This is a genomic window from Cupriavidus sp. 10L45 (genome assembly GCF_056395225.1).
In genome coordinates this window covers 200,926-227,859 of the sequence record NZ_JBFTJC010000003.1, presented here as the reverse complement: position 1 = coordinate 227,859, position 26,934 = coordinate 200,926, and the positions used below count along the sequence as shown (strand labels likewise).

The window sequence follows — 26,934 nt, the reverse complement described above, 5'->3', positions numbered from 1 at the left end:
TTCCCTGACCCCTTACCGCAGCCGCCGCCTCGAACATGTCGCACTTCCCCAAGCTGCTCTCGTCGCAGATTGCCTACGATGTGGCGCGGACCATGCTGGACGGCTTCGACAAGCACTACCGGCTGTTCCGCGAGGTCAGCCACGCGGCCAAGCTGCGTTTCGAGGCAGGGGATTGGCACGGGCTGCAGCAACTCCAGCGCGATCGCATCGCGTTCTATAACGAGCGCGTGCGCGAGACCACGGTGATCCTCGAGGACGAGTACGACGCCGCGCGGATCGAGGACGGCATCTGGCAGCAGATCAAGCTGCACTACATCGGCCTGCTGACCAGGCACCACCAGCCCGAGCTGGCCGAGACCTTCTTCAACTCGGTCTGCACCCGCATCCTGCACCGCTCGTACTTCAATAACGATTTCATCTTCGTGCGGCCAGCGATCTCGACCGAGTACATCGAGAACGAGGAATCGCCGATGCGGCCCACCTATCGCGCCTACTACCCGGGCAGCCGCGAGGGCATGGCCGCCTGTTTCGAGCGGATGGTGCACAACTACCAGCTGGAGCGGCCGTTCGAGGATCTTGCGCGGGACATCGGCTACGTGGTGCGCGCCTTCGCCGAGCACCTGGGCGAGGCGCGGATTGCGCCGAACTTCCAGATTCATGCGCTATCGTCGCTGTTCTTCCGCAACAAGGCCGCCGTCATCGTCGGCCGGGTGCTGAACGGCGACCAGACCTACCCGCTGGCGATCCCGATCATCCACGGCCCGACCGGCCAGCTCGTGCTGGACACCGTGCTGCTGCGCCCGGAACAGCTGCTGATCCTGTTCTCGTTCTCGCACGCCTATTTCATGGTCGACATGGAGATTCCATCGGCCTACGTGACCTTCCTGCGCGACATCCTGCCGCGCAAGCCGCGCGGGGAGATCTACACCGCGCTGGGGTTGCAGAAGCAGGGCAAGAACCTGTTCTACCGCGACTTCCTCCACCATCTCCAGCATTCGTCGGACAAGTTCGTGGTCGCGCCCGGCATCCGGGGCCTGGTGATGCTGGTGTTCACGCTGCCGTCGTTCCCGTACGTGTTCAAGGTCATCCGCGATGCCTTCGCGCCGCCCAAGGAAACCACGCGCGCGCTGGTGGAGTCGAAGTACCAGCTCGTGAAGCAGCACGACCGGGTCGGGCGCATGGCCGATACGCTCGAGTACTCCGACGTGGCCTTCCCGCTGTCGCGCTTCGACGAATCGCTGGTGCGCGAGCTGGAAGCCCACGCGCCGTCGATGATCGAGTACCAGCGCGGCCGCGACGGCGGGCAGGAGATCGTGGTGCGCCACGTCTATATCGAGCGCCGCATGACGCCGCTCAACCTGTGGCTCCAGGAGGGCACCGACGAGCAGGTCGAGCACGGCATCGTCGAGTACGGCAACGCGGTCAAGGAACTGATCGCCGCCAATATCTTCCCGGGCGACATGCTCTACAAGAACTTCGGCGTCACGCGCCACGGGCGCGTGGTGTTCTACGACTATGACGAGATCGAATACCTGACCGATTGCAACATCCGCCGCGTGCCCGAGCCGCGCAACGAGGAGGAGGAAATGTCTGGCGAGGTGTGGTACACCGTACGTCCGCACGACATCTTTCCGGAAACGTTCCGCACGTTCCTGCTCGGCGACCCACGCGTGCGCGCCGCCTTCCTGCGGCACCACGAGGATTTCTTCGATGCTGCCATGTGGCAGCACCATAAGGACCGGCTGATGGCCGGACACGTCCATGACTTTTTTGCCTATCAGAGTAAAGACCGCTTTATCCACCGCTACGGCCCCGGCGCCGACGACCACCCCACAGATCTTCCAAGGAGGGCGGCATGACTGATGCCATCGCGCAACTGTTCAAGAACAACCGCGACTGGGTGGACCGCGTCAACGCGGAAGACCCCACCTTCTTCACGCGACTGGCCAACCAGCAGGCCCCCGAGTACCTGTGGATCGGCTGTTCCGATTCGCGCGTGCCGGCCAACCAGATCCTCGGACTGGCGCCGGGCGAGGTGTTCGTCCATCGCAATATCGCCAATGTGATCTCGCACAGCGACCTGAACGCGCTGTCCGTGCTCCAGTTCGCCGTGGAGGTGCTCAAGGTGCGTCACATCACCGTGGTGGGCCACTACGGCTGCGGTGGCGTCAAGGTAGCGCTCAAGCGCGAGCGCGTCGGCCTGGCCGACAACTGGCTGCGCCACGTGCAGGATGTGGCCGACAAGCACGCCGCCTACCTCGGCACGGTGCTGCGCGAGGACGATGCCCACACGCGGCTGTGCGAGCTGAACGTGATCGAACAGGTCAACAACGTCTGCCAGACCACGGTGCTCCAGGACGCCTGGGACCGTGGCCAGGCCGTGACAGTGCATGGCTGGGTCTACGGCGTGTCCGATGGCCTGCTGCGCGACCTCGGCATGGCCGCCAGCAGCAATGAGGAATTGCACGAACAACTGGCCGCGGCCTATCGCCAGTACGGCGACCCCCCGCAGGCTTCGATCCGCTGATTTCAAGACAGTACGAACCGGTATTCAGGAGACAACCATGCAAGACCCGATCGTCATCGTATCCGCCGCCCGCACGCCCATGGGCGCGTTCCAGAGCGAGTTGAGCAGCCTGACGGCGCCGCAGCTCGGCGCCGCGGCCATCCGCGCCGCCGTGGAGCGCGCCGGCCTGAAGCCGGAGCAGGTGCAGGAAGTGGTGTTCGGCTGCGTGCTGCCGGCCGGGCAGGGGCAGGCGCCCGCGCGCCAGGCGGCGCTCGGCGCCGGGCTGCCGCTGGACGTGGCCTGTACCACGGTCAACAAGATGTGCGGATCGGGCATGCGCGCGGCGATGACGGTCTTCGACGGCCTGCTGGCCGGTTCGTTCGAGATCGCCATCGCGGGCGGCATGGAAAGCATGACCAACGCGCCGTACCTGATTCCGAAGGGGCGCGGCGGCTACCGCATCGGTCACGGCATGATCTACGACCACATGATGCTCGATGGCCTGGAAGACGCCTACTCTCGTGACGAAAAAGGCGGGGGCCGCGCGATGGGCACCTTCGGCGAGGACTGCGCCGCCAAGTACGCGTTCACCCGCGCCCAGCAGGACGAATTCGCGATGGAGTCCGTGCGCCGCGCCCAGCAGGCGACCGAGAGCGGCGCCTTCCGCTGGGAAGTCACGCCGGTCACGGTGTCGGGCAAGGGCGGCGACACGGTGATCGACACCGATGAAGGCCCGCGCCGCATCAAGGTGGACAAGATCCCGTCGCTGAAGCCGGCCTTCGCCAAGGACGGCACGATCACGGCGGCCTCGTCATCGTCGATCAACGACGGCGCCGCCGCGCTGGTGATGATGCGCGAGTCGACCGCGAAGTCGCTCGGCCTGCAGCCGCTGGCGCGCATGCTCGGCCATACCTCGCACGCGCAGGCGCCGGGCTGGTTCACCACGGCGCCCGTGGAAGCCATCGCCAAGCTCTACCGCAAGCTGGACTGGACCACCGACAGCGTGGACCTGTTCGAGATCAACGAGGCCTTCGCCGTGGTGCCGATGGCGGCCATGCACGACCTCAAGATTCCGCGCGACAAGGTCAACATCCACGGCGGCGCCTGCGCGCTGGGCCATCCGATCGGCGCCTCGGGCGCGCGCATCATGACCACGCTGATCGGCGCGCTGCGCAAGACCGGCGGCAAGCGCGGCGTGGCCAGCCTCTGCATCGGCGGCGGCGAGGCCACGGCGGTCGGCATCGAAATCGTCTGATCCTTCCAACCTCGCCTACCCACACGACAGGAGTCCTCCCATGCCCACAGCCCTCGTCCTTGGCGCCTCGCGCGGTCTCGGTCTCGAGTTTGTCCGCCAGTACCGTGCCGACGGCTGGCGCGTCATCGCCGCCGCCCGCAGCGACGAGGGCGTGGCAGCGCTCAAGGCGCTCGGCGCCGAGGCCCACCAGCTGGACCTGACCGACGCCGGCGCGCTGGCCGGGCTGGGCTGGAAGCTGGATGGCGAGTCGTTTGACGTGGCGATCTACAACGCCGGCGTGATCGGCCCGCGCAGCGAAGGCGCGCAACCGGTCACGCGCGAGGACTTCGACGGCGTGATGCACACCAACGTGCTCGGTCCGATGATGGCCCTGCCGCTGATCCTGCCGTTCGTCGAGACCGGCAACCACGGGCGTGGCGGCGTGCTGGCCGTGCTGTCGTCGCGCATGGGCAGCATCGGCGCGATGGACAGCAACCGCAGCTGGCTCTACCGCGTCAGCAAGGCCGGCGCCAACGCCGCCCTGAAGGCGGTCTCGCTGGACGCGCGCCATGCGATCTGCGTGGCGCTGCATCCCGGCTGGGTGCAGACCGACATGGGCGGCCCCAAGGCCGACCTCACGCCGCAGCAGAGCGTGACCGGCCTGCGCCGCACGCTGGCCGGCCTGACCCAGCGCGACAACGGCAGCTTCCACAACTACGACGGCACCCCGCTCCCCTGGTAAGGGGAGGGAGACAAAGGACACCGGACACCATGCTGCTGACTCCCGAACAGGAAATGATCCGCGATGCCGTGCGGCAGTTCGCGCAGGACGTCATTGCCCCGCAGGCGGCGCAGTGGGACCGCGACAAGACCTTTCCGAAGGCGGTGCACAAGGAACTGGCCGCGCTCGGCTGCTACGGCGTGGCCGTGCCGGAAGAACTCGGCGGGGCGGGGCTCGACTACCTGTCGCTGGCGCTGATCCTCGAGGAGATTGCCGCCGGGGATGGTGGCACCTCCACCGTCATCAGCGTGAACAACTGCCCGGTGTGCAGCATGCTGATGGCCTTCGCCAACGACGCGCAGAAGCAGCAATGGCTGGCCCCGCTGGCGCGCGGCGAGATGCTGGGCGCCTTCTGCCTGACCGAGCCGCACGTCGGCTCGGACGCCGCCGCGCTGCGCACCACCGCCCGGCGTGACGGCGACCACTACGTGCTCAACGGCGTGAAGCAGTTCATCACCAGCGGCAAGCACGCCGACGTGGCCATCGTCATGGCCGTGACCGACAAGGCTGCTGGCAAGCGCGGCATCAGCGCCTTCCTGGTGCCCACGTCCACGCCCGGCTACGTGGTGGCGCGCATCGAGGACAAGCTCGGCCAGCATTCGTCCGATACCGCCCAGATCGTGTTCGAGGACTGCCGCATCCCGGCTGAGAACCTGCTGGGCGAGGAGGGCGCCGGCTACAAGATGGCGCTGTCCGGGCTCGAAGGCGGGCGCATCGGCATTGCCTCGCAGAGCATCGGCATGGCCCGCGCCGCGTTCGACGCCGCGCTGGCTTACGCGAAGGAGCGGGAAAGCTTCGGCCAGCCGCTGTTCCAGCATCAGGCCGTGCAGTTCCGGCTGGCCGACATGGCCACCCGCATCGACGTGGCGCGCCAGATGGTCTGGCACGCGGCGACGCTCAAGGATGCCGGCCGCCCGTGCCTGAAGGAAGCCGCCATGGCCAAGCTGTTCGCCAGCGAGATGGCCGAGGCGGTCTGCTCGGACGCCATCCAGGTCTTCGGCGGCTACGGCTATGTGACCGATTTCCCGGTCGAGCGCATCTACCGGGACGTGCGCGTGTGCCAGATCTACGAAGGCACGAGCGACATCCAGAAGATCCTCATCGCCCGCGCGCTCGGCTGAGCGCGGGCGGGAAGCGTACTATCGGCAATCGTACTTGTACTATTGGCAATCGCCGTCGCAGTTCCTAGTTCCTGACCCCAACGCAAGCGAATCTGACCTGGAGCCCCCTTCGCCATGACCGCACCGATCGACTTCTACTTCGATTTTTCCTCGCCCTACGGCTACTTCGCCAGCACCCGCATCGACGAGATCGCGCAGAAGTACGGCCGCTACGTGGCGTGGCATCCGATCCTGCTGGGCGTGGTGTTCAAGACGACGGGCTCGTCGCCGCTGCCGAGCATCCCGCTCAAGGGCGAATACTGCTGGCGCGACTTCGAGCGCACCGCCGAATTCCACCACATCGACTACAAGCGCCCGACCCACTTCCCGCTGCCTACCCAGCACGCCGCGCGCGCGGTGCTGTGGCTGCAGAACCACCATGGCGCCGATGTGGCCACGGCGTTCGCCAAGGCCGTGTACCGGGCGCTGTTCGTCGATGACCTCAATATCGCCGAGCCGGCGGAGCTGGCCAAGCTGGCCGAGCCGCTGGGCGTCGACCCCATCGCCATGAACGAGGGCGCCACCAGCTACCAGATCAAGGACCAGCTCAAGGCCGAGATCGAGGTGGCGATGGCCAAGGGCGTGTTCGGCTCACCGTTCGTGATCATCGACGGGGAGCCGTTCTGGGGCTTCGACCGCTTCGAGCAGGTGGAGTCCTACCTCAAGAGCCGGCGGCAGACGGCACAGACCCCGCTGCGCGCCGTCGGCGGCAATGACATCACCAAGGAAAAGAAACCCGCATGACCGCAGCAACCCAGGCCCCCGTGCAGCCCTCCGCCTTCGATTGCGTGATCTTCGACTGTGACGGCGTGCTCGTCGACAGCGAGCCCATCGTCCACCGCGTGCTCAACGAGATGCTCAACGAGCTGGGCATCGCCATCTCGCTGGAGGAGTCGAAGCGCTGGTTCCTCGGCCGCGCCGTGCGCGACGAGCTGGGGAACATCGAACGCCGGTTGGGCAAGCCGCTGCCCGAGAACTGGCTGTCGACGTGGCTCGCGCGCCGCAACCAGGTGCTGGAGGCCGAGGTGGTGGCCGTGCCGCACGTGCGCGAGGCCATCGAGGCCATCACCGCGCGCGGCCTGCCCGTGTGCGTGGCTTCCGGCGCGGACCGCATCAAGGTGAAGCTGCAACTGACGCGCACCGGGCTGGTCGAGCTGTTCCAGCAGGACACGCGCGAGCACATCTTCTCCTCCACCGAGGTCGAGCGCAGCAAGCCGGCGCCGGACGTCTACCTGCTGGCCGCGCGCACGATGAGTGTCGATCCGTCGCGCTGCGTGGTGGTGGAAGACAGCCCCACCGGCGTGACGGCCGGCGTGGCCGCGGGCATGACCGTGCTCGGCTACGCCGCGCTGAACGATGCCCGCGAGCTGCGCGAAGCCGGCGCACGCGCCATCTTCACGGACATGCGCCAACTGCCGGAGCTGATCGGATGAGTCCAAGCCGCCCTCAGCGCGCCGGTCCCGAGCCTTGCCCGTGCGGCCATGCCGACTACGCCGCGTGCTGCGGGCGCTTTCATCGCGGCGAGGCGCTGCCGCCGAACGCCGAGGCGCTGATGCGCTCGCGCTACAGCGCCTACGTCAAGGGGCTGGTGGACTGGCTGCGCCAGACCTGGCACGCCACCACCTGCCCGAACGACCTGGCCCCGGAGCGCGAGACGCGCTGGCTCGGGCTGACGGTCAAGGCCCACGCCCAGCAGGACGACACCCACGCCATCGTCGAATTCGTCGCCCGCTACAAGGTGGGTGGCCGCGCGTGGCGGCTGCATGAGCGCAGCCGCTTTGTGTTCGAGCCGCGCGAGGCCGGGGAGACGCCGCGCTGGCTCTATGTCGATGGCGAGATGCTCGGGCAGGATCAGGGGTAGGGATTGGCAGGGAAGCGGTAAGCGGGAACGAGACAAAGAACAGGACGAGACATGCCCACGCTGGAAACCAAACTGAACGCACGCTCGGAAGCCTTCAAGGCCAACGCCGAGGCCATGCAGGCGCTGGTGGCGGACCTCAAGGCCCGCATCGCCAAACTGGCCGAAGGCGGCGGCGAAGCCGCCCGCGCCAAGCACCTGGGTCGCGGCAAGCTGCTGCCGCGCGACCGCGTGCAGCAACTGCTCGATCCGGGCACCCCGTTCCTGGAGCTGTCGCAACTGGCCGCGTACGAGATGTACGACGACGCCGCGCCCGGCGCCGGCATCATCACCGGCATCGGCCGGGTGGCCGGGCAGGAGTGCGTGATCGTCTGCAACGACGCCACGGTCAAGGGCGGCACCTACTACCCGATCACGGTCAAGAAGCACGTGCGCGCGCAGGAAATCGCCGAAGAGAACAACCTGCCGTGCATCTATCTGGTCGATTCGGGCGGCGCCAACCTGCCCAATCAGGACGATGTCTTCCCGGACCGCGACCACTTCGGCCGCATCTTCTACAACCAGGCCAACCTGTCCGCCAAGGGCATCCCGCAGATCGCCGTGGTGATGGGTTCCTGCACGGCCGGCGGCGCCTACGTGCCGGCGATGAGCGACGAGTCGATCATCGTCAAGGACCAGGGCACGATCTTCCTGGGCGGCCCGCCGCTGGTGAAGGCGGCCACCGGCGAGGAAGTCAGCGCCGAGGACCTGGGCGGCGCGGACGTCCACACCCGGCTGTCCGGCGTGGCCGACTACTTCGCCCAGAACGACCACCACGCGCTGTCGCTGGCGCGCAATATCGTCCAGCACCTGAACCGGCGCAAGCCGGACCAGATCCGCCTGCACGAGCCGACGCCGCCGCTGTATCCCACCGAAGAACTCTACGGCGTGATCCCCACCGACACGCGCAAGCCCTACGACGTGCGCGAGGTCATCGCCCGCCTCGTCGATGGCTCGGAATTCGACGAATTCAAGGCACGCTACGGCACCACGCTGGTCTGCGGCTTCGCGCGGATCTGGGGCTACCCGGTCGGCATCATCGCCAACAACGGCATCCTGTTCTCGGAGTCGGCGCTCAAGGGCGCGCACTTCATCGAGCTGTGCTGCCAGCGCAAGATCCCGCTGGTGTTCCTGCAGAACATCACCGGCTTCATGGTCGGCCGCAAGTACGAGAACGAAGGCATTGCCCGCAATGGCGCCAAGATGGTGACCGCCGTGGCCACGGCGCAGGTGCCGAAGTTCACGGTCATCATCGGCGGCTCGTTCGGCGCCGGCAACTACGGCATGTGCGGCCGCGCCTACTCGCCGCGCTTCCTGTGGATGTGGCCGAACGCGCGGATTTCGGTGATGGGCGGCGAGCAGGCGGCCAGCGTGCTGGCTACGGTGCGGCGCGATGGCATCGAGGGGCGCGGCGGCAAGTGGAGCGCCGATGAGGAAGAGGCGTTCAAGCAGCCCATCCGCGACCAGTACGAGCATCAGGGCCATCCGTACTACGCCAGCGCGCGGCTCTGGGACGATGGCGTCATCGACCCGGCGCAGACGCGCACCGTGCTCGGCCTGGGCCTGTCCGCCAGCCTCAACGCGCCCATCGGCGACATGAAGTTCGGCGTGTTCCGGATGTAGGCCCGCCAGTCAGCCACGTTTTTGCCGTATCCGTTTCGACCTTTCCCTCACCGCATTTTTTCTGGTTTGACCATGTTGCGCCTTGCCCCCCTCGTTCGCGGCGTTGCCGTCGCGCTGGCCTGCGTCACGCTGTGCGGGGCGGCCGTCGCCCAGTCGGCACTGGCCGCGCTGCCGCCGCGCACGATCGAGCGCGTGGTGATGGTGCCCAAGGCCGGCGCGGACGCCAACGTGGACCTGGAGACGACCATTTTCCGGCCCGCCGCCGATGGCCGCTACCCGCTGGTGGTGATCAACCACGGCAAGGCGCCCGGCAAGCCCGCCTACCAGGGCCGCGCGCGCTTTGCCGCGCAGAGCGCGGAGTTCGTGCGGCGCGGCTACGTGGTGGCGCTGCCGATGCGGCAGGGCTTCTCGAAGTCCGGCGGCGCCTACGTGGGCGGTAGCTGCAACATCAGCGCCAACGGCATGGCGCAGGCCGAGGATGTCATCGCCGCGCTCGACTACCTCGTGCAGCAGCCCTATGTGGACCCGACCCGCATCGTGGTGATCGGCCAGTCACATGGCGGGCTCTCGACCATGGCGCTGTCCGCCATCGGCTATCCGGGCGTGCGCGGCGTGGTCAACTTCGCCGGCGGGCTGCGCAATGCCGCGTGTGCCGGCTGGGAGAACAACCTGATCGATGCGTTCGGCGACTACGGCCGCACGGCGCGCTACCCGTCGCTCTGGTTCTACGGCGACAACGACAGCTTCTGGCCCTGGCCGCTGCCCGAGCGGCTGTACAACAACTACAAGGCGACCGCGAGCGGCCCGGCCGCCGACGCGCGCTTCGTCGACGTGGGCGAGTTCGAGGGCGACTCCCACAAGCTGTTCAGCAGCCGCCACGGCATCGCGCTGTGGCTGCCCGAGGTGGACGCCTTCTTCCACCATATCGGCATGCCGTTCGACGACGCGCCGGAAGACCCGCCCAAGCCAGCCGGTGCCACCGAGCGCGCCTCCTGACACCCCCATCGATGCCCCGGAGACAGAGACCATGCACTTCACCACGCTGAACGTGACCGCCGCGCACCACGTTGCCACGGTCACGCTGAACCGCCCGGACGTGCGCAACGCGTTCAACGAAACCGTGATTGCCGAGGTGACCGGCGCGTTCCGCGCGCTGGGCGATACCCCCGACGTGCGCGCCATCGTGCTGGCAGGCACCGGCCCGGCCTTCTGCGCGGGTGCGGACCTGAACTGGATGAAGAAGATGGCCGGCTACACGGACGACGAGAACCGTGCCGATGCCCTGACGCTGGCCCAGATGCTCCACACCATCTGGGCCTGCCCCAAGCCGGTGATCGCCCGCATCCACGGCGACACCTACGCGGGTGGCGTGGGCCTGGTGGCCGCCTGCGACATCGCCGTGGCCGCCGAACCGGCCAACTTCTGCCTGTCCGAGGCCAAGCTCGGCCTGCTGCCGGCCACCATCAGCCCCTATGTGATCCGGGCGATGGGCGAGCAGGCCGCGCGGCGCTACTTCATCACGGCGGAGCGGTTCGACGCCGCCGAGGCGCTGCGGCTCGGCTTCGTCCATGCCGTGGTGCCGGCTGCACAACTGGACGCCAAGGTGGCCGAGGTGGCCGCCGCGCTGGTCGCCAACAGCCCCAACGCCGTGCGCGAGAGCAAGCGGCTGGTGCAGGAAGTGGCGGGGCGGGCCATCGACAACGACCTGCTGGCCGACACCGCGAACCGGATCGCGGCGATCCGCGCGTCCGAGGAAGGGCGCGAGGGCGTGCGGTCTTTCCTCGAAAAACGCGCGCCGGCCTGGCGTCCGCAATGATTTTTCTGCCGATTTGTTTCGGGACGATGCCGGACGTTAGCGGCTGGAAGCCCGAATGGGGCGGCGCGCGCGTCACCGCATCCGCCAACATCGCGCAACCTCGGTCAAGTTGCCGCTAACGTGCCGGGGCAGCCCGGTTTGCCAAGTCCCCAAGGACCTTCCTACCATGAGCCTCCCCATTCCGTCCTGCTTGCCAGCGCGCCCCGGCCTCGTCCGGCGTGGCGCCGGCGTGGACGGACAACAAAGGAGGCTTCCCTTGGAACATCCGGAACACCTTTCTTCCCCAGCGGCTGACGGATCACTCGCCGCGCGCAGCCAGCGCGCCGTGTGGCACCCGTGCACGCGCCTGCGGCCCGACGCGGGCGCCAACGAGCCGCCGCTGGCCATCGCACGCGGCGAGGGCCCGTGGCTGATCGACAGCGACGGCCGCCGCTACTTCGACGCCATCAGTTCGTGGTGGGTCAACCTGTTCGGCCACGCCAACCCGGTCATCAACGCCGCGCTGGCGGACCAGATGCAGACGCTCGAACACGTGATGCTGGCCGGCTGCACGCACGCGCCGGCCGTGGCGCTGGCCGAGCGGCTGTCCGCGCTCACCGGCGGGGCGCTCGGCAACACCTTCTATGCGTCCGATGGCGCGTCGGCGGTGGAGATCGCGCTCAAGATGAGCTTCCACTATTGGCACAACACCGGCCTGCCGGCCAAGCGCGAGTTCGTGTGCCTGCGCCACGGCTACCACGGCGAGACGGTGGGCGCGCTGGCCGTGACCGATGTGGAGATCTTCCGCGACGCCTACGCCCCGCTCACGCGCCGCGCCCATGTGGTGATGTCGCCGGACGCCCGCCAGGCCAATCCCGGCGAGAGCGCCGCCGATGTCGCCACCCGCGCGCTGGCCGACCTGGAAGCGCTGCTGCGCGAACGCGCCGGCCAGATCGCCGCGCTGATCGTCGAGCCGCTGGTGCAGGGCGCCGCCGGCATGGCGATGTATGACCCGTCCTATCTGGAAGGCGCCCGGGCGCTGTGCGACCGCTATCGCGTGCACCTGATTGCCGACGAGATTGCCGTGGGCTGTGGCCGCACCGGCACCTTCTTCGCCTGGGAGCAGGCGCGCGAGCGTCAGGAGGGTGAAGCCTTGCCCGCCCACGCGTGGCCAGACTTCCTGTGCCTGTCGAAGGGCATCAGCGGCGGCTACCTGCCGCTCTCGTTGGTGCTGTCGCGGCCGGAGATCCAGCGCGCCTTCGTCGCCGACGACATCGCGCGCAGCTTCCTCCATTCGCACTCGTACACGGGCAACCCGCTGGCCTGCCGCGCCGCGCTGGCCACGCTCGACCTGTTCGACGCGGAAGACGTGCTCGCCCGCAACCGCGAGCGCGCCCGCTGGCTGGCCGACGCCATGGCGCCGCTGGCCGCCGACCCGCGCCTGGTCAACGTGCGCCAGCGCGGCATGATCTGGGCTGCCGATGTGGACCCGGAGGTCGCCGGCGCCGATTTCGCGTCGCGCTTCCATCTGGCCGCGCGCGAACAGGGCGTGCTGGCGCGCCCCATCGGCAACACCCTCTATCTGATGCCGCCGTACGTGTTCGACCAGCAACTCGCCGAATGGCTGGGCGAGCAGCTGCTCACCACGCTGCACGCGGTGGCGGGACCGATGCCGGAGGTGCGCCATGCTGCTTGAGCAACTGACCCGCGCCGCCGCCGACCGCGAAGCCCAGGCGCTCACGCGCCGGCGCCGCATCGCCCACACGGCCTGCGCGCCGCACCAGTCGGTCGGCGCCATCGACGCCAGGCCGGTGCCGCTGCTGACCTTCAGCAGCAATGACTACCTCGGGCTGGCCAACCATCCGGCGATTGCCGAGGCGCTGGCCGATGGCGCGCGTCGCTATGGCGCCGGCAGCGGGGCTTCCCACCTCGTCAGCGGCCATTCGATTGCGCACGCCCAACTCGAACAGGAACTGGCGCGGTGGCTGGCGCCGCATATCCCGCAGGCGCAGGCGCTGTACTTCTGCACTGGCTATATGGCGAACCTTGCCGTGCTGACCTCGCTCGGCACCGCCGGCGCGACGCTGTTCTGCGAGACGCTGAACCATGCCTCGCTGATCGACGGCGCTCGGCTGGCCCGTGCCGATGTGCAGCGTTATCCGCATGGCGATCTGGCCGCGTTGGACGCCCAGCTCGCCGCCCACACCGGCGGCCTGAAGCTGATCGTGACCGACAGCGTGTTCAGCATGGATGGCGATATCGCGCCGCTGGCTGGCCTGCTGGCGCTGGCCGAACGCCACGATGCGTGGATCATCGTCGACGATGCCCACGGCTTCGGCGCGTTGGGCGAGAACGGGCGGGGCGTGCTGGAGCACCTCGGCCTGCGCTCGGAACGGCTGATCTATATCGGCACGCTGGGCAAGGCCGCCGGCGTGGCCGGGGCGTTCGTGGCGGCGCACGCCACGATCATCGAGCATCTGGTGAACACCGCGCGCCCCTATATCTATACGACGGCGGCGCCGCCGGCCGTGGCGCACGCGCTGCTGACGAGCCTGGCGATCATCGCCGGTGAGGAAGGGCGCCAGCGCCGCGCGCAGCTTGGGGGGCTGATTGCCACGCTGCGCGACGGACTGGCCTGGCTGGCCGCGCAGGCCGGCTGGACGCTGGGCGAAAGCGACACGGCGATCCAGCCGCTGATCGTCGGTGACAACGCCGCCGCGCTGGCGCTGTCTGCCGCGCTGGAGGCCGAGGGCATCCGCGTGGGCGCCATCCGGCCGCCGACTGTGCCGGCCGGCACCGCGCGGCTGCGCATCACGCTGTCCGCCTCGCACACCGCGCAGGACGTGCAGCGGCTGCTCGATGCCATCGCGCGGGCCATCCCGCACCGGGAGGCCGCATGACGGATATCGACAAGGAGCAGAAGAAGCCCGGCCGCGTGGCCTGCTTCGTCACCGGCACCGACACGGGCGTCGGCAAGACCCACGCCACGGCCACGCTGCTGCACGCGCTGCACGCGGCGGGCTACACCACTGTCGGCATGAAGCCGGTGGCGAGTGGCGGCGAGTGGCTGGACGAGCGCTGGCAGAACGACGACGTGGAGCAGTTGCGCGCCGCCGGCTCGGTGATCGTGCCGCAGGAGGAGATGTGCCCGTTCCTGATGCGCACGCCGGTTTCTCCGCACCTGGCGGCGGCCATGGAAGGGCTGCGCATCACGCGCGAGCCGATCCAGGCCGCGTTCGCGTCGCTGCGCCATCGCGCCGAAGCCGTGGTGGTGGAGGGCGTGGGCGGCTTCCAGGTGCCGCTCGACGTGGGCGCCGCGCGCTGGAACACCGCCGACCTGGCCGAAATGCTCAACGTGCCCGTGGTGATGGTGGTGGGCGTCCGGCTTGGCTGCCTGAACCACGCGATGCTGACCGCCGACGCGGTGCGGGCGCGCGGGCTCACGCTGGCCGGCTGGATCGCCAACCGCATCGACCCCGACATGCTGCTGCCGCACGAGAACATCGCCACGCTGCACGACGCGCTCGGCGCGCCCTGCCTGGGCGAGCTGCCCTGGCAGGTGGCCCCCGCCGTGGCGGCGACGGAACTCGACCTCGCCCCGCTGCTGGCCAGCATGCCGCCGCATATCCGATACACCGCCGTGGCCCAGTCCGCTGACTGAGCCCCGACTACACAGAATCCGCAAAAGACCATGACCCAACAAGCCCAACAAGCCCAACAAGCCCAACAATCCCAACAGACCTCCGCCCAGACCGTCGCCACGATTTCTGCCGACGCCCTGCGCCAGTCCGCCCGCAACCTGCAAGCCGCCGCCGAGCGTGATGAAAACGCCGCATGGCGGGTCGATGACGTCGCCGCGCTGTTCGCGCTGCCGTTCAACGACCTGCTGTTCCGCGCGCAGCAGGTGCATCGGGAACACTTCGACGCCAACACGGTGCAGCTTTCCACGCTGCTGTCGATCAAGACCGGCGGCTGCGAGGAGGATTGCGGCTACTGCCCGCAGAGCGCGCACCACGACGCCGGCGTGAAGGCCGAGAAGCTGATGGAACTGGACGCCGTGCTGGAGGCCGCCCGCAACGCCAAGGCCAACGGCGCCACCCGCTTCTGCATGGGCGCCGCCTGGCGCAGCCCGAAGGACCGCCATCTGGAGCCGGTGATCGACATGGTGCGCGAGGTCAAGGCGATGGGCCTGGAGACCTGCGTGACGCTGGGCATGCTCAAGGCCGAGCAGGCGCAGCGCCTGGCTGACGCCGGCCTGGACTACTACAACCACAACCTCGATACCTCGCCCGAGTTCTACGGCAAGATCATCGGCACGCGCACCTACCAGGACCGCCTGGACACCATCGGCCACGTGCGCGGCGCCGGCATCAACGTCTGCTGCGGCGGCATCGTCGGCATGGGCGAGGCACGCGAGGCGCGCGCCGGCCTGATCGCCCAGCTCGCCAACCTGGACCCGTACCCCGAGTCGGTCCCCATCAACAACCTGGTGCAGGTGGAGGGCACGCCGCTGGCGGGCACCGAAGCGCTGGACCCGTTCGAGTTCGTTCGCACGATTGCCGTGGCACGCATCACCATGCCGCGCGCGATGGTGCGCCTGTCCGCCGGCCGCGAGGCCATGGACGAAGCGTTGCAGGCGCTGTGCTTCATGGCCGGCGCCAATTCGATTTTCTATGGCGAAAAGCTGCTGACCACCGGCAACCCGCAGGCCGAGCGCGACCGCGCGCTGCTGGCCCGGCTCGACATCCGCGCGGAAGGCTACGCGGGATGACGGCCCTGCCGTGAGGTAAGCAACTGGCCGCCCCCCGGATAACAAGGGAAACAAAGGAGGAGCCATGTTCAACAAGATCCTGATCGCCAACCGTGGCGAGATTGCCTGCCGTGTGGCGGCCACGTGCCGCCGGCTGGGCATCCGCACGGTGGCCGTCTACTCCGATGCGGACGCGAACGCGCGCCATGTGGCGTTCTGCGACGAAGCCGTGCATATCGGCGGCCCGGCCGCGCGCGACAGCTACCTGCGCGCGAACCACATCATCGAGATGGCGAAGGAGACCGGCGCCCAGGCCATCCACCCGGGCTACGGCTTCCTGTCCGAGAACGAGGCGTTCGCGCAGGCGTGCGCCGCCGAAGGGCTGGTCTTCATCGGCCCGCCGGCCTCGGCCATCCACGCCATGGGCAGCAAGAGCGCGGCCAAGCAGCTGATGGAAAGCGCGTCCGTGCCGCTGGTGCCCGGCTACCACGGCGAGGATCAGGACCCGGCGCTGCTGCGCCGCGAGGCGGACCGCATCGGCTACCCGGTGCTGATCAAGGCCAGCGCGGGCGGCGGCGGCAAGGGCATGCGCGTGGTGGAGGCGGGCGAGGGCTTCGAGGCCGCGCTGGCCTCGGTCAAGCGCGAGGCATCGGCCAGCTTCGGCGACGACAAGGTGCTGGTCGAGAAATACCTGACCCGCCCGCGCCATATCGAGATTCAGGTTTTTGCCGACACCCACGGCAACTGCGTCTACCTGTTCGAGCGCGACTGCTCGGTGCAGCGGCGCCATCAGAAGGTGCTGGAGGAGGCCCCCGCGCCCGGCATGACCGAGGAACGGCGCCGCGCGATGGGCGAGGCGGCGGTGGCGGCGGCCAAGGCCGTGGGCTACGTCGGCGCCGGCACGGTCGAGTTCATCGCCAATCAGGACGGCTCGTTCTACTTCATGGAGATGAACACCCGCCTCCAGGTGGAGCATCCGGTCACGGAGATGATTACCGGCCAGGATCTGGTGGAGTGGCAGTTGCGCGTGGCGGCCGGCGAGCCGCTGCCGCTGACGCAGGAGCAGCTCCGCATCGACGGCCACGCGCTTGAAGCGCGCATCTACGCCGAGAACCCCGACAACCAGTTCCTGCCGTCCACGGGCACGCTGCGCTTCCTGCGCACGCCGCCGGCGGTGCAGTTCATGCTTGGCGGGGACTCCCACGGCCCGGCAGGCGTGCGGATCGATGCCGGCGTGCGCGAGGGCGACACCATCAGCCCGTTCTATGACCCGATGATCGCCAAGCTGATCGTCTGGGGCCCCAACCGCGACGCGGCGCTGGCGCGCATGGAGCAGGCGCTGGCCGGCTACCACGTGGTGGGGCTGCAAACCAACGTCGCCTTCCTGCAGCGGCTGGTCAAATCCGAGGCGTTCCGCACGGCAGACCTCGACACCGGCCTGATCGAACGCAACCAGGCGGTGCTGTTCCCGCCGCCCAAGGCGGCCGGCATGGAGGCCATCGCGCTGGCCGTGGCTGCGCTGCTCGAGCGCGAGACCCGCACGCGCCGCATCGACGAGGCCGACCGGCACTCGCCGTGGACCCACGCCGGCCCGTGGCGCCTGAACGGCCGGGAGTCCCGTACGCTGTACTTCTCGCATCGCGGCAACAAGGTGGAAGTGGTGCTGCGCGCCGACCCGCGCCGCAGCACGCTGATCTATGCCGATCAGGCGGCGCCGTTCGCCTACGTGTTCAAGGCCGACGACATCCGCGTGGACCTGGGCACCCGCCGCACCCACGGCCAGGTGCACGTGGAGGGCGACATGTTCCACGTCTTCACCGCCGGCCGGCACACGGAACTGGCGTGGCTGGACCCGCTGGGCCACGCCGGCGAGGCCGAGAGCGAGGGCGGCAAGCTCACCGCCCCGATGCCGGGCAAGGTCATCGCCGTGATGGTGACGCCCGGCAGCACCGTCACGCGCGGCACGCCGCTGCTGGTGATGGAAGCCATGAAGATGGAACACACCATCAGCGCCCCCGCCGACGGCGTGGTCAGCGAGGTGCTCTACGGCGTGGGCGAGCAGGTAGCGGAAGGCGCGCAACTGCTGGCGTTCGCGGTGGCGGAGCCAACGGCTGCCTGACGGTTTGCTCCCTTCTCCCAGAGGGAGAGGGGAGCAAAGCAGGGTCTGCCGTGCCAAAATGCCCCCACAACACCCCCGAAAAGAACTGGAGTCGAGATGAAGTTGCAGTTGTACGTGCCGGATGGCCGCTATGAACCCTGGATCGAAGGCTTTGCCGAGGCGCTGCCCGAGGCGCAATGCCTGAAATGGGAGGAAAGCCAGGGCGAGGCCGCCGACTACGCCGTGGTCTGGCGTCCGCCCGTGGCCATGCTGCGTGGCCGCCAGGACCTGCGCGCCGTGTTCAACCTCGGTGCCGGCGTGGACGGCATCCTGCGCCTGCGCGACGAAGACCCCGACGCGCTGCCGGCCGGCGTGCCCATCGTGCGCCTCGATGACGCCGGCATGGCCGCCCAGATGGCCGAATACGTCACCGCCGCCGTGCTGCGCTACTTCCGCAAGCTCGACGCCTACGACGCCCAGGAACGCGCCGGCACGTGGAAATTCCTCAAGCCCCATCGCCGCGCCGATTTCACCATCGGCGTGATGGGCATCGGCACGCTGGGCGCCCACATCGCCCGCACGCTGGCCGGCTTCGGTTTCCCGGTGCGCGGCTGGAGCCGCTCGGCCAAGGCCGTGGAAGGCGTGGAATCGTTCCATGGCGAGGACGGCCAGCGCGCCTTCCTCGACGGCCTGCGCGTGCTGGTGAACGTGCTGCCGCTGACCACCGAGACCGAGGACATCATCGACACCGGCCTGCTCTACCGCCTGGCCCGGGGCGCCTATGTGATCAACGTGGCGCGCGGCCCGCACCTGGTGGAAGACGACCTGCTGGCCGCCGTGCGCGAAGGGCAGATCGCCGGCGCCACGCTGGACGTATTCCGCACCGAACCGCTGCCGGCCGACCATCCGTTCTGGCAGGAGTCGCGCATCACCATCACGCCGCATATCTCGGCGCTGACGCTGCGCGAGGACAGCATCGCCCAGATCGCCGGCAAGATCCGCGCGCTGGCCGAAGGCAAGCCGATTGCCGGCGTGGTGGACCTGCAGCGCGGCTACTGAGCCGGGCCGGCACGTCCAGACAAGGAACCGAGGAGACAGCCATGACCATGCCCCAGTACGTGAAGATCGTCGAAGTGGGCCCGCGCGACGGGCTCCAGAACGAAAAAGCGATGGTGCCCGCCGACGTCAAGGTGACGCTGATCAACCAGCTCACCGACGCGGGCTTCGTCAATATCGAGGCCGCGTCGTTCGTCTCGCCCAAGTGGGTGCCCCAGATGGCGGACGGCGCCGAGGTCATGGCGCGCATCCAGCGCCGTCCCGGCACGCTGTATTCGGCCCTGACGCCGAACCTGCGCGGCTTCGAGGGCGCCGTGGCGGCCGGGGCCGACGAGGTGGTGATCTTCGGCGCGGCCAGCGAGGCGTTCTCGCAGAAGAACATCAACTGCTCGATCGCCGAGTCGATCGCCCGCTTCGAGCCGGTGGCGGCCGCCGCCAAGGAAGCCGGCGTGCGGCTGCGCGGCAGCATCTCCTGCACGCTGGGCTGCCCCTACCAGGGCGAGGTGTCCGTCCACGACGTGGTGGACGTGGTGCGCCGCATGCGCGACCTGGGCTGCGACGAGATCGACATCGCCGATACCATCGGCGTCGGCACGCCCGCGCGGGTGCAGGAAGTGATGCGCGCGGCGTCGATGGAGTTTGCGATCGACCGGCTCTCGGGTCATTTCCACGATACCTACGGGCAGGCGCTGTCCAACATCCTGGCCAGCCTGGAAGTGGGCATCGGCATCTTCCACGCGTCCGTGGCGGGGCTGGGCGGCTGCCCGTACGCCAAGGGCGCCACCGGCAACGTGGCCACCGAGGACGTGCTCTACATGCTCCACGGCATGGGGCTGCATACCGGCATCGACCTGGAGGCGGTGGTGCGCACCGGCGACTACATCTCGCAGGCCATCGGCCGCCCGAACAACTCGCGCGTGGGCCGCGCCCTGCTGACCAAGTGGGCGGCGGCGGACGACGCGGCGGTCTGCACCTGAGCTGCCCCCTATATAGATAGATAAGGAGAATCCACCCATGAGCGCGTCCCCCGCATCCAACGAGCCGAACGAACTCGGCGAATTGCCCGACGCCGCGCAGCGCGTGGCCGACCTGCTCGCCGGCATCGGCCATGACCGCCCGGTGGTGATGCTGCCGGCCACCGGCAAGACCTCGGCCGAAGCCGCCGCCGGGCTCGGTTGCAGCGTGGCGGAGATCGCCAAGTCGATCATTTTCCGGCGCGTGGCGGACGACGCCCCGGTGCTCGTCATCGCCAGCGGCAGCAACCGCGTGGACGAGGCCAAGGTGGCCGCCCGCGTGGGCCCGCTGGGCAAGGCCGATGCGAAGTTCGTGCGCGAGAAGACCGGCTATGCGATTGGCGGCGTCTGCCCCATCGGCCACGCCGTGCCGCCCGTGATGCTGCTCGACCAGGACCTGTTCCGCTACGAGAGCCTGTGGGCCGCCGCCGGCCATCCGCACGCGGTGTTCAACCTCACGCCGCACCAGCTCCAGGCCATGACCGGCGCCGAAGTTGCCGACGTGGCGGCGCAGGTGGCGCCGGTGGCTAACTGACCCGCGCGATGTCCGCCGTGCTCCCGCCCGCCGCGCGCCGCCTGCAAGCCGACCTCACGCGCGGCGCCGCTGCCGCGTTGGGGACGTCGCCGGTGGCGTCCCCGTGCCGCAACGTCTGCAAGATGGACCCGGTGACCGGCTATTGCGAAGGCTGCCTGCGCACCATCGAGGAAATCGCCGGCTGGTCCCAGGCCGATGATGCCGAGCGCCGGCGCGTCTGGGCGCTGCTGCCTGCGCGCGTGGCGTGGCTGGGCGGAGACGGGGCATGAACGCGCCGCTTTCCTTTTCCGCCTCTTTGCCGCCGTCCGTCCGCGTGTTCGAGCGCGGCTGGCTGTCGGCCAACAACGTGCTGCTGGTCGATGACGAGACTGGCGACACGGCGCTCGTCGATACCGGCTACCTGACCCACGCCGCCCAGACCGAGGCGCTGGTCGCATCGGCGCTCGATGGCCGGCCCCTGCGGCAGGTCATCAACACTCATCTCCATTCGGACCATTGCGGCGGCAACGCCGCGCTGCAGGCGCGCTGGCAGCCACGCACGTCGATCCCGGCCGCCGAGGCGGCGGCGGTGTCCGCGTGGGATGACGACGCCCTGAGCTTCGTGGCCACCGGCCAGCAGTGCCAGCGCTTCACCTTCGACGCGCTGCTGCACGACGGCGACCACCTGCGCCTGGGCGGGCTCGACTGGCACGTGGTGGCCGCGCCGGGCCACGACCCGCACGCAGTCATGCTGTTCGCCCCCGGGCCGCGCATCCTGATCTCGGGCGACGCGCTCTGGGAAAACGGCTTCGGCGTGATCTTTCCCGAACTCGACGGCGAAAGCGGCTTCGCGGAGCAGGCCGCCGTGCTGGCGCGCATCGCCGAACTCGACGCCCGCCTCGTCATCCCCGGCCATGGCCGCGTGTTCGGCGATGTGTCCGAGGCGGTGGCGCGCGCGCAGGGCCGGCTGGCCCACCTGCGCGGCGACCCGCTGCGCAACGCCAGCCACGCGGTAAAGGTGCTGGTGAAGTTCAAGCTGCTGGAGCAGCAGTCGATGTCGCGCACCGCGCTGCTGGCGTGGATGCACGGCACGCCGCTGATGCAGCGCATCCACGCGCGCTTCATGGCCGAGACGCCGTTCGAGACGGTCTTCGCCCAGACCCTGCGCGGGCTGGCGGCGGTGGGCGCGCTGGCGCTGGACGGCGAGACCGTCCACAACCGCGACTGAGGCGCCGGGCCATGATGCCGCCGCTGCGGGGCAAGGACTTCATGCTGCGGCCGTTCCGTGCGGCCGATGTGCTGCCGTTCGCGGCGGCGGTGCGGGAGTCGATGGCCACCGTCGGCGCCTGGATGCCGTGGGCGCGGCATGACTACAACACGCTGGACGCCCAGGAGTGGTTCGCGCGCTGCGACGCCAATATGGCGGATGGCTCCGCGTTCGACATCGGCGTGTTCTCGCCCGATGGCCGGGAGCTTTACGGCGGCGTGGCGATCAACCAGATCCGGCCGGAGGACAACCTCGGCAACCTGGGCTACTGGATTCGGGAGAGCCGCCAGCGGCAGGGGCTGGCGGCGGGCGCGGCAACGATGATGGCCTGCCATGGCTTCCACGGGCTCGGCCTGACCCGCATCGAGATCGTGGCGGCCGAGGCCAACGTGGCGAGCCGCGCCGTGGCGGTGAAGATCGGCGCCACGCTTGAATGCATCGCCCGCAACCGGCTGATCCTGCGCGGCAGGCCGGTTGCGGCGGCGGTGTACTCGCTGGTGCCGGAGTGGTTCTCGGGGGGCTGACCCTTAGAACGACGTCCGCATGCCGATCTTGACACTGCGGCCCGGCAGCGGGGCGATGTCGCGCAGGATCGACGTGGCGCTGCGGGCTTCCTCGTTGGTGAGGTTGTCGCCGCGCACGTAGAACAGCGTCTGCACGCCCGATACCTTGAGCTTGTACGTCAGCGCCACGCCCAGCGTGGTGTACGCGTCGGTGGGCGTGTCGCCGCTCGGCACGCGGCTCTGGCGCGCGTTCCAGTTCACGTCCATGCGCGCGCCCCACGGGCCGGCGCCGTAGACCAGCGCGCCGCCCAGCCGCAGCGGGGACAGGCGCGGCAGGGCCTCGCCGGTGTTGCGGTTCTCGCCGTGGACGTAGTCGGCGCGGGCTTCGAAGTCCAGCGTGTCGCTGGTCGTCAGCATCTTCTGCAGCAGCCGCGTCTTGCCTTCGGCCTCGAAGCCATACAGCGTGGCCGGCACGCCGAGGTATTGCAGCTCCGGCAGCGCGCCGTCACTGCCGGCGGCCACCACATTGCCTTCCGCGTCGCGGAAGCTGCCCGAATTCACCAGCGCCAGGTAGTTCTGGAATCGGCTGTAGTAGCCCGAGAGCGAGCCGCTATGCGCGCCCTGCTTGAAGCGCACGCCCAGGTCCAGCGAGGTGGCGCGCTCCTTGTTCGCGTTGGGGTCGCCTACCTCGTAAGAGCCGGTGGCCAGGTGGGGGCCGTTGGCGTACAGCTCGTAGAACGTGGGCGCGCGCTCGGTGTAGGACAGGTTCGTGGTCACCGACCACACCGGGTCCAGCTTCCACAGCAGCCCGGCCGAAGCGCTGCCCGCGTTGAAGCTGCGGTTCGCATCGGTAAAGCGGTCGTTGCCGTTGGCGCTGGCCTTGACGCTGCTGTGATCCAGCCGGCCGCCGAGGTTCAGCTTCAGGTCGCCCGAGGCCACCAGCGGCATTTCCTCGAACACGAAGATGGCGGCGTTGTCCGTGGCGGTGCTCGGCACGAACGCCTCCTCGCCCAGCGCGGAGAAGTTGGTGTGGCCGAACTGCGTGCCGATCACCCCGGTCATGTTGCCGATCTTGCCGTGCGTGGCTTCCAGGCGGGCGTCCCAGCCGTGGTTCTTGAAGATCGTGCCGGTCTCGCCGTCCTCGATCTCGCGGTGTTCGTAGTCGGTGTAGCTGAACTTGCCCTTCACCGCCTCGATAAAGCCGCCGGTGTTGTTCGACAAATTGCGCGCCTCGCCCTCCACCGCGTAGCGGTCCTGGCGCATCTTGATGCGCGCGTCGGCTTCGGCCGGGGTGCCGTAGTCGTTGCGATAGGTCGAGAAGTTGGCGCCGACGAAGCCGTCGCTCCAGGTGTAGGCGCCGCCCATCGCGCCGCCTTCCTGGTGCGCGTTGGTGTTCGGGATCTTGCCGTAGGCCTCGCTCTCGCCCTCGGGCAGCGGCTGGGTGGCGCGCAGGTTGCCGCTGCGTGCGTAGCCGGGGATCTTCAGGTCGCTGGTCTGGCGCACGAAGGCGTCGGCGTGCACGGCGAACTGGCCATTGCCGGCCTCGATCAGGCCGCTGGCGTTGCGGCCCTTGTCGCCGCCGATGGTGCCGCTTACGTCCGCCGCGCCGCTCACGCCGGTAATCGGGTCGCGCGGGATGCGGTTATCGATCACATTCACCACGCCGCCGATGGCGCTGCCGCCGTACATCAGCGCGGCCGGGCCGCGTACCACTTCGATCTTCTCGGCCACCAGCGGGTCGATGGGCACCGCGTGGTCATAGGAGAGCGTGGAGGCGTCCAGCGTGGAACCGCCGTTCTGGAGCACCTTGATACGGTCGCCATCGAGCCCCCGGATGATCGGCCGGCTCGAGTTCGGGCCGAAATAGGTCGAGGTCACACCGGGCAGGCTGTTCAGCGTCTCGCCGAGTGTGCTGGCCTGGCGCACGGCCAAGGCGTCCCCGCCGAGCGAGGAGACCGGCGCGACCATGTCGTTGAGGTCGCTGCCGAGCGGATTGGCAGTGACCACCACTTCCTTGAGGGTTTGCGGGGCGGCCTGAGGGGCAACCGGAGTCGCGGCTTCCTGAGCCGAGGCGCCAGCGGTGAAGCCGGCGGTGACGAGAAAGGCGGCAACGGCCGCCAGCGGGGTGCGGCGCACCGCCGAGGAGAAATGAATAGGGGAGGACATGGCTCGCGATTCGAATTCGATGACGAAGCGCGGGCGGCGGTTCACACCGCAGCCGCGCGATCAGGCGAAGACGGGCGAGGCAGGCGGGGCGCGAGAGTGGAAGGGCCGGGCGGCGGGCAGGTCGGGCCAACGCCAGGCGAGGCTGGCCGGCTTGACTGGCTTGCCGAAGACCAGCACCGGCAGGTCGACGCTGCCGTGGTGGCTGTCAGCCAGCGTCGCGCCATCGAACAGCACGCACGAGTGCAGGCCGAGCTTGAGCGCGAAGGTGTCGGTATGGGTGTCGGTGCTGTCAGTGGCGGCTTCAGCCGTCACCGGGGCCGTCATGCCCGGCAGGCCGCCGTGCATCACGCGGTGGATCAGGCCCGCGTGCTGGGCCAGCAGCAGGCACAGCACGAGGCACAGCGCGGTCCAGAGGCCGGGGCCGTGGGCGCGCCAGCGGGCCATCCGGCCGCCGATGCGGTCGGCGAGAAAGGTGGCTTCAGTGCGCATGGCCGCAATCGCACGCGTCATCGCCATGATCGTGGTCATGGTCATGCGCGTGGTCATGATCGTGATCGTCACCGAAGGCGTCGCCCCAGTCGGGGAACGGGTCGGGGTAGGCCGCCCATGCTTCGGGGCCCGCCGCGAGTTCGGCGTCGGTCAGCAGGCAGGTGTCCAGCCGGGCTTCTAGCCCCGGGGCGTCGAGGTTCTCGCCGATCAGCACGAGTTCCTGGCGGCGGTCGCCGTACTCGGCGGGCAGGCCGTCATCGACCATATCGGCCTCGATGCCGGCGCGCGAGGCGGCGTCAGCCGGCCATTCCTCGGCGTCGATCGCGGCCCACCAGGCGCCGGCGGCACCGGGGCGGCACACGCCGCCTGCCTGATGCCAGTCGCCGGCAATGTCCATGCGGCTGGCCAGCCAGAAGATGCCCCGGGAGCGCAGCACGTCGCCATGCTCGCGCATCCATTCGGTATGAATCAGGTCCGCGAAACGCTGCGGATGGAACGGGCGGCGCCGGCGGTACAGCAGGGCCCCCATGCCAGCGGCGGCCGGCACCGGCTCGCCCTGCAGCGCCACCTGCCAGCCGGCGGCATTCGGGGTGGCGTCCGGGTCGAAACGGCCCGTGCCGAGCACGCGCCCGTCCGGCACCTTGCCGTGGCTCGCATCGACGAGGTCCGCGCGCGGGTTCAGCGCGTGCAGTACCGCGTGCAGGCGGCCGAGCTGGCCGGCATCGACCAGGTCGATCTTGTTGATGACGATGACGTCGGCGACTTCGATCTGGTCGATCAGCACGTCCACGACGGTACGGTCGTCGTCGTCATGGGCGGCCAGTCCGCGCTCGGACAGGAAATGGGCGTCGTGATAGTCGCGCAGGAAGCGCTCGGCATCGACCACCGTCACCAGGGTGTCCAGGTGCGCCACGCCTGCCGGGGCGTCGCCGTGGGCGTCCTCGAAGGCGAAGCCCTCGGCAATGCCGAGCGGCTCTTCGGTGGCCTGGGCTTCCACCACCACGTAGTCGTGCTGGCCGGCGAGCGCCAGCCGGTCCACCTCGGCCAGCAGGTCGCCCTGGCTCGCGGCCACGGCCACGCGCGTGCCGCCCTGCGCGAGCAGGTGTTGCAGCACGGTGGTCTTGCCGGCGCCGGAGAAGCCGGACAGTACGGTGACGGGCAGACGAGGAGCCATGGAACGGGCGATTTCGGCGATGGGCGCGCCAAAGCGGCGCGCAAGGTGTTATTGCAACAAGGTTGCGACTGTAGCAGAAAGCCGCGCCGGACGACAGCCCGGCCACGTGGGTAGGTGTTCTGCCAATGGTAGTGCCGTGGCCGCCGTGAGACAAACCGCCCGGCACCGGCGCGTCATCAATGTGTCACCAAACAAAACGGCCCGGATGACCGGGCCGTGTTTGTCGGAGCGGGGCGGGAGATCAGTCCCCGAACAGCTTCTGGCGCAGTTCGCGGCGCTGCTGGGCTTCCAGCGACAGCGTGGCCGTGGGGCGGGCCAGCAGGCGCGGCACGCCGATCGGCTCGCCGGTTTCCTCGCACCAGCCGTAGTCGCCGGACTCGATGCGCTGCAGCGACTGCTCCACCTTCTTCAGCAGCTTGCGCTCGCGGTCGCGGGTGCGCAGTTCGAGGGCGTGTTCTTCCTCGATGGTGGCGCGGTCGGCCGGGTCCGGCACGATCACCGTCTCGCGCAGGTGTTCCGTGGTCTGGTCCGCATTCTTGAGGATTTCGTCGCGAAGCTGCTCAAGGCGATTCTTGAAGAAGGCCAGTTGCGCCTCGTTCATGTAATCCTTGTCGCTCATCTTCAGGATTTCAGCTTCAGTCAGAAGTTTGTTGCTGCTCATGGTTGCTGCTGATTCTCTTGTTGATGCGACCGGCGGCGTCTTGGTCCGCTCGGGTGCAGTGGCCGCCCGCTTGCGCGGTGCGGTCGGTTCACTCTGGCTGGCTGCAGTCTTGCTGCTTCGCGTGCCTCCCTTGGCCTCGCCCGCATCGGCGTGCGCCGTACTGCCGCGGGGAGCTGGCGCTGCCTTCACTGCTGGCTGCGCGTCTGGCGTCTCCGCCGCAGCGGTGCCTGTCTTGCTGCGGCTTTCT

The 26,934-nt window shown here is 69.0% G+C and carries 26 protein-coding genes; 22 read left to right on the top strand and 4 right to left on the bottom strand.

The genetic code is table 11. The features are described from left to right. The first annotated feature begins 35 nt into the window (after positions 1–35). The 22 genes from aceK to AC1DFU_RS06900 all read left to right on the top strand — a co-directional run bounded on the left by aceK (position 36) and on the right by AC1DFU_RS06900 (position 22,218). Positions 36–1,859 carry a bifunctional isocitrate dehydrogenase kinase/phosphatase gene (gene aceK / locus AC1DFU_RS07005; RefSeq protein WP_092291327.1) on the top strand — a complete coding sequence of 608 codons (1,824 nt, stop codon included), beginning with the start codon at positions 36–38 and terminating at the stop codon, positions 1,857–1,859. Then, on the top strand, positions 1,856–2,527 hold the full coding sequence (gene can, locus AC1DFU_RS07000; RefSeq protein ID WP_092291329.1) for a carbonate dehydratase: 672 nt from the start codon (positions 1,856–1,858) through the stop codon (positions 2,525–2,527). Before aceK ends, can begins: the two co-directional genes overlap by 4 nt. A 37-nt stretch (positions 2,528–2,564) precedes the next feature. Beyond that, positions 2,565–3,761, top strand: a complete 1,197-nt coding sequence (locus AC1DFU_RS06995; RefSeq protein WP_441591449.1) for an acetyl-CoA C-acetyltransferase — start codon at positions 2,565–2,567, stop codon at positions 3,759–3,761. 40 nt (positions 3,762–3,801) lie between these two features. Beyond that, positions 3,802–4,482 carry an SDR family oxidoreductase gene (locus tag AC1DFU_RS06990; protein ID WP_092291333.1) on the top strand — a complete coding sequence of 227 codons (681 nt, stop codon included), beginning with the start codon at positions 3,802–3,804 and terminating at the stop codon, positions 4,480–4,482. 29 nt (positions 4,483–4,511) lie between these two features. Further along, positions 4,512–5,642, top strand: a complete 1,131-nt coding sequence (locus AC1DFU_RS06985; protein WP_092291335.1) for an acyl-CoA dehydrogenase family protein — start codon at positions 4,512–4,514, stop codon at positions 5,640–5,642. A gap of 114 nt (positions 5,643–5,756) precedes the next feature. Next, a complete protein-coding gene (locus AC1DFU_RS06980) occupies positions 5,757–6,425 on the top strand; it encodes a 2-hydroxychromene-2-carboxylate isomerase (protein WP_092291337.1) in 669 nt (222 codons plus the stop codon). After that, positions 6,422–7,114, top strand: coding sequence for an HAD family hydrolase (locus AC1DFU_RS06975; protein WP_092291339.1), 693 nt, complete (start codon positions 6,422–6,424; stop codon positions 7,112–7,114). The genes AC1DFU_RS06980 and AC1DFU_RS06975 overlap by 4 nt, the downstream gene beginning before the upstream one ends. Further along, positions 7,111–7,542 carry a YchJ family metal-binding protein gene (locus AC1DFU_RS06970; protein WP_092291341.1) on the top strand — a complete coding sequence of 144 codons (432 nt, stop codon included), beginning with the start codon at positions 7,111–7,113 and terminating at the stop codon, positions 7,540–7,542. Before AC1DFU_RS06975 ends, AC1DFU_RS06970 begins: the two co-directional genes overlap by 4 nt. Positions 7,543–7,593: 51 nt before the next feature. Continuing rightward, positions 7,594–9,201 (top strand): carboxyl transferase domain-containing protein, encoded by a 1,608-nt coding sequence (locus AC1DFU_RS06965; protein ID WP_092291343.1) that lies wholly within the window; start codon positions 7,594–7,596, stop codon positions 9,199–9,201. 72 nt (positions 9,202–9,273) lie between these two features. Next, a complete protein-coding gene (locus tag AC1DFU_RS06960) occupies positions 9,274–10,197 on the top strand; it encodes a dienelactone hydrolase family protein (protein WP_092291345.1) in 924 nt (307 codons plus the stop codon). A 31-nt stretch (positions 10,198–10,228) separates the two neighbouring features. Next, positions 10,229–11,017, top strand: a complete 789-nt coding sequence (locus tag AC1DFU_RS06955) for an enoyl-CoA hydratase/isomerase family protein (protein ID WP_092291347.1) — start codon at positions 10,229–10,231, stop codon at positions 11,015–11,017. 256 nt (positions 11,018–11,273) lie between these two features. Continuing rightward, the gene (bioA, locus tag AC1DFU_RS06950; RefSeq protein WP_441591445.1) at positions 11,274–12,692 is read left to right on the top strand and encodes an adenosylmethionine--8-amino-7-oxononanoate transaminase; all 1,419 of its coding nucleotides are present in this window, start codon (positions 11,274–11,276) and stop codon (positions 12,690–12,692) included. Next, positions 12,682–13,896, top strand: a complete 1,215-nt coding sequence (gene bioF / locus AC1DFU_RS06945) for an 8-amino-7-oxononanoate synthase (RefSeq protein WP_441591443.1) — start codon at positions 12,682–12,684, stop codon at positions 13,894–13,896. The genes bioA and bioF overlap by 11 nt, the downstream gene beginning before the upstream one ends. After that, entirely contained in the window at positions 13,893–14,657 is a 765-nt protein-coding gene (gene bioD / locus AC1DFU_RS06940) for a dethiobiotin synthase (protein ID WP_441591441.1), read from the top strand. Before bioF ends, bioD begins: the two co-directional genes overlap by 4 nt. A gap of 30 nt (positions 14,658–14,687) precedes the next feature. Continuing rightward, on the top strand, positions 14,688–15,767 hold the full coding sequence (gene bioB, locus AC1DFU_RS06935; protein ID WP_441591439.1) for a biotin synthase BioB: 1,080 nt from the start codon (positions 14,688–14,690) through the stop codon (positions 15,765–15,767). Between the two features lie 64 nt (positions 15,768–15,831). Further along, the gene (locus tag AC1DFU_RS06930) at positions 15,832–17,865 is read left to right on the top strand and encodes an acetyl/propionyl/methylcrotonyl-CoA carboxylase subunit alpha (RefSeq protein WP_441591437.1); all 2,034 of its coding nucleotides are present in this window, start codon (positions 15,832–15,834) and stop codon (positions 17,863–17,865) included. A 96-nt stretch (positions 17,866–17,961) separates the two neighbouring features. Continuing rightward, entirely contained in the window at positions 17,962–18,903 is a 942-nt protein-coding gene (locus tag AC1DFU_RS06925; RefSeq protein WP_441591436.1) for a 2-hydroxyacid dehydrogenase, read from the top strand. Positions 18,904–18,944: 41 nt separating this feature from the next. Further along, complete coding sequence (locus tag AC1DFU_RS06920) at positions 18,945–19,877, top strand: hydroxymethylglutaryl-CoA lyase (protein ID WP_092291361.1); 933 nt, start codon at positions 18,945–18,947, stop codon at positions 19,875–19,877. 37 nt (positions 19,878–19,914) lie between these two features. After that, on the top strand, positions 19,915–20,448 hold the full coding sequence (locus AC1DFU_RS06915) for a YbaK/EbsC family protein (RefSeq protein ID WP_092291363.1): 534 nt from the start codon (positions 19,915–19,917) through the stop codon (positions 20,446–20,448). Positions 20,449–20,456: 8 nt separating this feature from the next. Then, on the top strand, positions 20,457–20,717 hold the full coding sequence (locus AC1DFU_RS06910) for a DUF1289 domain-containing protein (RefSeq protein ID WP_092291365.1): 261 nt from the start codon (positions 20,457–20,459) through the stop codon (positions 20,715–20,717). Next, positions 20,714–21,655 carry an MBL fold metallo-hydrolase gene (locus AC1DFU_RS06905; protein WP_441591433.1) on the top strand — a complete coding sequence of 314 codons (942 nt, stop codon included), beginning with the start codon at positions 20,714–20,716 and terminating at the stop codon, positions 21,653–21,655. Before AC1DFU_RS06910 ends, AC1DFU_RS06905 begins: the two co-directional genes overlap by 4 nt. Before the next feature lie 14 nt (positions 21,656–21,669). After that, the gene (locus AC1DFU_RS06900) at positions 21,670–22,218 is read left to right on the top strand and encodes a GNAT family N-acetyltransferase (RefSeq protein WP_092292093.1); all 549 of its coding nucleotides are present in this window, start codon (positions 21,670–21,672) and stop codon (positions 22,216–22,218) included. Between the two features lie 3 nt (positions 22,219–22,221). Here the strand turns inward: AC1DFU_RS06900 and AC1DFU_RS06895 are convergent, their stop codons facing one another. The 4 genes from AC1DFU_RS06895 to dksA form a co-directional block, all read right to left on the bottom strand. Continuing rightward, the gene (locus AC1DFU_RS06895) at positions 22,222–24,363 is read right to left on the bottom strand and encodes a TonB-dependent receptor (RefSeq protein ID WP_092292095.1); all 2,142 of its coding nucleotides are present in this window, start codon (positions 24,361–24,363) and stop codon (positions 22,222–22,224) included. Between the two features lie 60 nt (positions 24,364–24,423). Then, positions 24,424–24,909 (bottom strand): hypothetical protein, encoded by a 486-nt coding sequence (locus AC1DFU_RS06890; protein WP_255370704.1) that lies wholly within the window; start codon positions 24,907–24,909, stop codon positions 24,424–24,426. Next, the gene (locus AC1DFU_RS06885; RefSeq protein WP_441591431.1) at positions 24,842–26,026 is read right to left on the bottom strand and encodes a GTP-binding protein; all 1,185 of its coding nucleotides are present in this window, start codon (positions 26,024–26,026) and stop codon (positions 24,842–24,844) included. The genes AC1DFU_RS06890 and AC1DFU_RS06885 overlap by 68 nt, the downstream gene beginning before the upstream one ends. Before the next feature lie 241 nt (positions 26,027–26,267). Continuing rightward, positions 26,268–26,687: an RNA polymerase-binding protein DksA gene (dksA, locus tag AC1DFU_RS06880; RefSeq protein ID WP_008642844.1), complete on the bottom strand. Its 420-nt coding sequence runs from the start codon at positions 26,685–26,687 to the stop codon at positions 26,268–26,270. Positions 26,688–26,934 lie beyond the last annotated feature (247 nt).

Bases quoted from the DNA above. Each gene is read 5' to 3' on its own strand.
- AC1DFU_RS06955 (WP_092291347.1), top strand. From the start codon at position 10,229: ATGCACTTCACCACGCTGAACGTGACCGCCGCGCACCACGTTGCCACG.
- AC1DFU_RS06965 (WP_092291343.1), top strand. From the start codon at position 7,594: ATGCCCACGCTGGAAACCAAACTGAACGCACGCTCGGAAGCCTTCAAG.
- AC1DFU_RS06910 (WP_092291365.1), top strand. From the start codon at position 20,457: ATGTCCGCCGTGCTCCCGCCCGCCGCGCGCCGCCTGCAAGCCGACCTC.
- AC1DFU_RS06960 (WP_092291345.1), top strand. From the start codon at position 9,274: ATGTTGCGCCTTGCCCCCCTCGTTCGCGGCGTTGCCGTCGCGCTGGCC.
- AC1DFU_RS06885 (WP_441591431.1), bottom strand. From the start codon at position 26,026: ATGGCTCCTCGTCTGCCCGTCACCGTACTGTCCGGCTTCTCCGGCGCC.
- bioB (WP_441591439.1), top strand. From the start codon at position 14,688: ATGACCCAACAAGCCCAACAAGCCCAACAAGCCCAACAATCCCAACAG.
- can (WP_092291329.1), top strand. From the start codon at position 1,856: ATGACTGATGCCATCGCGCAACTGTTCAAGAACAACCGCGACTGGGTG.
- AC1DFU_RS06890 (WP_255370704.1), bottom strand. From the start codon at position 24,909: ATGACCACGCGCATGACCATGACCACGATCATGGCGATGACGCGTGCG.
- aceK (WP_092291327.1), top strand. From the start codon at position 36: ATGTCGCACTTCCCCAAGCTGCTCTCGTCGCAGATTGCCTACGATGTG.
- dksA (WP_008642844.1), bottom strand. From the start codon at position 26,687: ATGAGCAGCAACAAACTTCTGACTGAAGCTGAAATCCTGAAGATGAGC.
- AC1DFU_RS06975 (WP_092291339.1), top strand. From the start codon at position 6,422: ATGACCGCAGCAACCCAGGCCCCCGTGCAGCCCTCCGCCTTCGATTGC.
- AC1DFU_RS06990 (WP_092291333.1), top strand. From the start codon at position 3,802: ATGCCCACAGCCCTCGTCCTTGGCGCCTCGCGCGGTCTCGGTCTCGAG.
- AC1DFU_RS06900 (WP_092292093.1), top strand. From the start codon at position 21,670: ATGCCGCCGCTGCGGGGCAAGGACTTCATGCTGCGGCCGTTCCGTGCG.
- bioD (WP_441591441.1), top strand. From the start codon at position 13,893: ATGACGGATATCGACAAGGAGCAGAAGAAGCCCGGCCGCGTGGCCTGC.
- AC1DFU_RS06915 (WP_092291363.1), top strand. From the start codon at position 19,915: ATGAGCGCGTCCCCCGCATCCAACGAGCCGAACGAACTCGGCGAATTG.
- AC1DFU_RS06930 (WP_441591437.1), top strand. From the start codon at position 15,832: ATGTTCAACAAGATCCTGATCGCCAACCGTGGCGAGATTGCCTGCCGT.
- AC1DFU_RS06980 (WP_092291337.1), top strand. From the start codon at position 5,757: ATGACCGCACCGATCGACTTCTACTTCGATTTTTCCTCGCCCTACGGC.
- AC1DFU_RS06905 (WP_441591433.1), top strand. From the start codon at position 20,714: ATGAACGCGCCGCTTTCCTTTTCCGCCTCTTTGCCGCCGTCCGTCCGC.
- AC1DFU_RS06985 (WP_092291335.1), top strand. From the start codon at position 4,512: ATGCTGCTGACTCCCGAACAGGAAATGATCCGCGATGCCGTGCGGCAG.
- AC1DFU_RS06995 (WP_441591449.1), top strand. From the start codon at position 2,565: ATGCAAGACCCGATCGTCATCGTATCCGCCGCCCGCACGCCCATGGGC.
- AC1DFU_RS06920 (WP_092291361.1), top strand. From the start codon at position 18,945: ATGACCATGCCCCAGTACGTGAAGATCGTCGAAGTGGGCCCGCGCGAC.
- AC1DFU_RS06895 (WP_092292095.1), bottom strand. From the start codon at position 24,363: ATGTCCTCCCCTATTCATTTCTCCTCGGCGGTGCGCCGCACCCCGCTG.
- bioF (WP_441591443.1), top strand. From the start codon at position 12,682: ATGCTGCTTGAGCAACTGACCCGCGCCGCCGCCGACCGCGAAGCCCAG.
- AC1DFU_RS06925 (WP_441591436.1), top strand. From the start codon at position 17,962: ATGAAGTTGCAGTTGTACGTGCCGGATGGCCGCTATGAACCCTGGATC.
- AC1DFU_RS06970 (WP_092291341.1), top strand. From the start codon at position 7,111: ATGAGTCCAAGCCGCCCTCAGCGCGCCGGTCCCGAGCCTTGCCCGTGC.